This is a genomic window from uncultured Campylobacter sp., assembly GCF_937949835.1.
In the GTDB taxonomy this organism is placed as follows: domain Bacteria; phylum Campylobacterota; class Campylobacteria; order Campylobacterales; family Campylobacteraceae; genus Campylobacter_B.
Genome location: NZ_CALEDC010000467.1, coordinates 1 through 4151, shown reverse-complemented (window position 1 = coordinate 4151; position 4151 = coordinate 1). Strand labels below are relative to the sequence as shown.

The window sequence follows — 4151 nt, the reverse complement described above, 5'->3', positions numbered from 1 at the left end:
GCGTCGCGCAACCCCGTATCGCTACTTCCAAATCCGCTTTTAAAATTTAGCGATCTAAATTTACCTTTAGAATTTCGTCTTTTAAAATTTGAGCGTCCGAAATTCCGCGCTCAAAACTCCGCTTTGAAACGGAAGCGCTTAAAATTTTATGGCTCAAACTCGCCGTTAAAGCCTCGCGGCGAGCGGGGCGCCGCCGTGCCTGCCGCATCGTATCGTGCACCGAAGCCGCGTAAATTTCGGTAAATTTCATCGCGTTCATCGCACGCCAAACTATTTAAATTTACGCTTAAAATTTTGCCGCTTAGGCTCCGCGGTAAAATCTATTCGCCGCTTTGCGCTTTAAATTTAGCCGATAAATTTACCCGCATAAATTTAAAATTTCGTCGAAATTTTAAATATCGGTGCGCCCGTTGATCGCCTTTATTAGCGAGAGCATATCGACGTTGTCTAAGCTTACGCCCGTAGGCACGCCTTGAGCGAGCTTGGTAAATTTCAAGCTTAGATCCGCGAGCTTGTCCTCGACGTAGAGCATGATCCCGTCGGAGTTGATGCCTGGCGTCAGCGCAAATATCAGCTCGCTCGCGCCGTTTTGGCTCACCATCTCGCGTAGCGCCGCGATTTTATCTTCGTCAGCGGCGTCTAGCACGAAGTAGCGGCCGTTGTAAATTTTATTGCTCTCTAAAATAAAGATATCTTTTGGGTTTTCGACGATGCAAATTTTATCGCTCTCGCGCTCCTCGTCGGCGCAGTATTCGCAGATCTCGCCCTCGCATACCGCACCGCAGATGCGGCATCTGTGCAGTCCGCGCACCGCCTCTTCGATATTGTGCGCTAAATTTAGCCCTAGGAAGGAATTTTGCACGCTTACGTAGTAGGCAAAGCGCAGGGCGGATTTTTTGCCCACGCCCGGAAGCTTTTCAAAGCTCGCGACGAGCTCTTCGAATTTGTCTGTGCCGCTCATATGGCGCCCTTCGGCGAAAAGACGATCGAGAAGTAGTGCGTGCCGTCGCTGTAATTGTACTCGAAGCGGAATTTATGTAGCTCGCAAATTTTATCGATGATGTAGAGCCCAAGCCCCATGCCGGTGGCTTTCTCGTCTTTATTTCTAATGAAAGCCTGCTTATAGTGCTCGAATGATTTTGCAAGCGCTGCGCCGCGGTTGGCGACGCTTACTTTATTTTCGTCGCAGATGATGCGGACTTTTTTATCGCTGGAGTATTTTAGGGCGTTATCGATTAAATTTTTAATCGCTAGTGCAAATAGCCCGAAATCCACGTTTATCACCGCGTCGCACTCGATATCCGTGCTGATGAGCTCGTCCCAGTTATCGAGCATCGACATATCTTTTACTTGTTCTAAAATGAGGCTGAAATGATAATCCTGATAATTTAGCGAGTAGCTTTTTGAGAGCAGTTGCTCGATTTTAGCAAACTCGTTGATTAAAATTTCAAGCCGCTCAAAGACATTGACGAGCCGCTCTTTTTGTGTTTCGTCATCGAGCATTTCGGTGATGAGCCTGCCCTTGCCGATCGGGGTTTTAAGCTCATGCATGATGGTGCGTAAAAACAGCTGACGCGAGCGAATGAGCTCTTGAATTTTAGCGATTGCGTTGTTAAATTCCTGTGCGACCTGCCCGATCTCGTCCTCGCTATGCGTGGCGGCTAAATTTACGTCCAAGTTGCCCTGGGCGAATTTTTTGATATTTTTGCTTAGTTTTTTTAGCGGCGTAAAACTTCGCACGATCGATAAATAAAGCGAGATCAAAACTGCCATCGTAAGCAGAAACCCGACCCAGAGCGGATCGTTTAAATTCTTCGTGCCGAGGCTTTCGAAAACCACGACGAAAGAGTTGTTTTTGATATTTAAAAACAGTGAATTATTATACTCGACCGAGCTAAACTCGCCGATAGAAGTGTCTTGGACGAAAAAAATTTTACCGCTCGTGATGATGTTTTGGATGATATTTTTGTCTTTTACAAGCTCCAAGCCATAGCTGGAGAAGTAGCGCTCAATATCGCTGGGAGGGGCATTACGCTTGTATAGCTCAAGTAGATTATTGACCGCGTTTATTTGATTAGCCTGCATGCTACCTAGAGCTCTATTCATCTGCATCCGTGCGAACGTGATAAAAAGCACGCAGACTAAGATGATCGCGATTACAAAAAAAACCGAAATTTTAGTGATTAAGGAGTGTTTCATCCGATGAGCTTGTAGCCGATACCGCGAACCGAAAAGATATGCTTAGGTGCTTTGGAGCTGTCGCCGATTTTGGTGCGTAGGCGTCCTATGATGACGTCTAAGCTCTTTGAATCCTTATCTTTTAGGCTCTTACAATGGTACACGAGCTGCTCGCGAGATACCGAAAAGCTATGCTGTTTGATTAGGTATTCTAAAATTTCATACTCCGCAGGCGTTAGCACGAGCGATTCCTCGCCGAAGTAAATTTCATGGCGCTTGTCGTCGATACGAAATACGCTATCCGTGGCGGTTTCTTCCTTCTCGCTAGCTTTTTTATAGCGGCGGATGAGGCTCATGATGCGCGCGTGCATCTCTTTTGGATCATAAGGTTTCGGTAGGTAATCGTCCGCTCCGATCTGAAGGCCCACTACGCGATCGCTCACGTCGCTTCTAGCCGAGCTGATGATGATCGGGATGTCGTATTTCTCGCGAATCTCTTTGCAAACCTCAAGTCCGTCCATCCCAGGAAGCGTAAGATCCAAAATCAGCAGATCGTAGTTTTTGATCCCAGCGCTAATGCCCAGATACGGGTCTTCGAAGTTTGTAACTTGGATGTTAAATTTAGCCAGATATTCGGTTAGAAGCTGTGCGAACTCGCTGTCGTCTTCTATCATCAATACATTTATCATTTTTTATCCTTTGCATCGTTGATTTGAAATTTTAAATATTGCATTATACATAAAAATAGTTAAGTCTTAACTTGCGTTTTATTAAATTTAGATAAAATTGCCCCTTTTGTATAGTTTAAGGAGAATTTCGTGGAAGAAGATTATTATGAAATTTTAGGCGTGGCGCGCGATGCCGACGCCGAGACGATAAAAAAGGCGTTTCGAAAGCTCGCTTTGCAATTCCATCCCGACCGCAACCAAGGCGACAAGGAGTCGGAGGAGAAATTTAAAAAGATCAACGAAGCGTATCAAATTTTAAGCGACGATCAAAAGCGCAGGATGTATGATCGCTACGGCAAAGAGGGCATCAGCGGCGCATATGGCGGCGCGAGCGGCGGCGGGTTTGATTTCAGCTCGATTTTCGGCGATTTTTTTGAGCAGGCATTCGGTGGAGGCGGTCGTTCACGCCCTAGCGATCCATACGGTATAGATACCGAACTGGCCGTAACGCTGGAATTTAAAGAGGCTTTGGAGGGCGTTCACAAGGAGATAAAATACAAAATCAAAAAGCCGTGCTCCACCTGCGACGCCACCGGCTCGAAGGATAAAAAAAGACATACCTGCTCCGCTTGCGGCGGTACCGGGCGCGTCGCTGTAAGGCGCGGATATATGAGCTTTATCCAAAGCTGCTCCGAATGCGGCGGCACGGGCGAGATCGTAAAAGACAGGTGCAAGGATTGCGGCGGCAAGGGCTTTACCGAAGAGGACGTGAGCCTTAAATTTGACATTCCCGCAGGCATCGACGACGGACAGCGCGTGCGCCTAAGCGGCAAAGGCAACGTCTCCAAAACCGGCGAGATCGGGGATCTGTACGTGATAGTGCGCGTGAAGGAGGACAGCCACTTCCTGCGCGATGGAGACGACCTGTATATCGAGGTGCCGGTGTTTTTCACGCAGGCGATCTTGGGCGAGAGTATCGAGGTGCCGACGCCGCGCGGCAAGGCGGAGCTGAAACTAAAAGTAGGCACGAAGGACAGGCAGCGCTTCACGATCTACGGCGAGGGCGCGCCGAATATCCGCACCAAGAAAAACGGCGATCTGATCGTGCAGGTAAACGTCCAAACCCCTAAAAAATTGAACGAGAAGCAAGAGGCGCTTTTGCGCGAGCTTCAAGAAAGCTTCGGCAGCAAGGGCGGAGACGACGAGGGGATACTCGATAAAATCAAGAATTTTTTCAAGTAAGCTGCCTTGATCTGCCTTGCGCGGCAATTATTTAAGCTCTAGTTCGGCGGGCTGCGGAATTTT

General features: G+C 47.9%; 5 protein-coding genes. 1 reads left to right on the top strand and 4 read right to left on the bottom strand.

What is annotated here, in order from left to right:
- Positions 1-46: 46 nt before the first annotated feature.
- The 4 genes from Q0256_RS10435 to Q0256_RS10420 form a co-directional block, all read right to left on the bottom strand.
- Complete coding sequence (locus Q0256_RS10435; RefSeq protein ID WP_297962794.1) at positions 47-259, bottom strand: hypothetical protein; 213 nt, start codon at positions 257-259, stop codon at positions 47-49.
- Between the two features lie 132 nt (positions 260-391).
- Positions 392-961, bottom strand: coding sequence for a recombination mediator RecR (gene recR, locus Q0256_RS10430; protein WP_297962792.1), 570 nt, complete (start codon positions 959-961; stop codon positions 392-394).
- Positions 958-2199: an ArsS family sensor histidine kinase gene (locus Q0256_RS10425; protein WP_295153002.1), complete on the bottom strand. Its 1242-nt coding sequence runs from the start codon at positions 2197-2199 to the stop codon at positions 958-960. Before Q0256_RS10425 ends, recR begins: the two co-directional genes overlap by 4 nt.
- Positions 2196-2867, bottom strand: coding sequence for a response regulator transcription factor (locus Q0256_RS10420; protein WP_005870149.1), 672 nt, complete (start codon positions 2865-2867; stop codon positions 2196-2198). The genes Q0256_RS10425 and Q0256_RS10420 overlap by 4 nt, the downstream gene beginning before the upstream one ends.
- Positions 2868-2996: 129 nt before the next feature.
- On the opposite strand from Q0256_RS10420, the gene dnaJ reads away from it, so the two are divergent.
- A complete protein-coding gene (gene dnaJ, locus Q0256_RS10415) occupies positions 2997-4088 on the top strand; it encodes a molecular chaperone DnaJ (protein ID WP_297962790.1) in 1092 nt (363 codons plus the stop codon).
- The last annotated feature ends 63 nt before the right edge of the window (positions 4089-4151 follow it).

Excerpts from the sequence above, each read along its gene's own strand:
- Q0256_RS10435 (WP_297962794.1), bottom strand. The coding sequence starts at position 259 with ATGAACGCGATGAAATTTACCGAAATTTACGCGGCTTCGGTGCACGAT.
- recR (WP_297962792.1), bottom strand. The coding sequence starts at position 961 with ATGAGCGGCACAGACAAATTCGAAGAGCTCGTCGCGAGCTTTGAAAAG.
- Q0256_RS10425 (WP_295153002.1), bottom strand. The coding sequence starts at position 2,199 with ATGAAACACTCCTTAATCACTAAAATTTCGGTTTTTTTTGTAATCGCG.
- Q0256_RS10420 (WP_005870149.1), bottom strand. The coding sequence starts at position 2,867 with ATGATAAATGTATTGATGATAGAAGACGACAGCGAGTTCGCACAGCTT.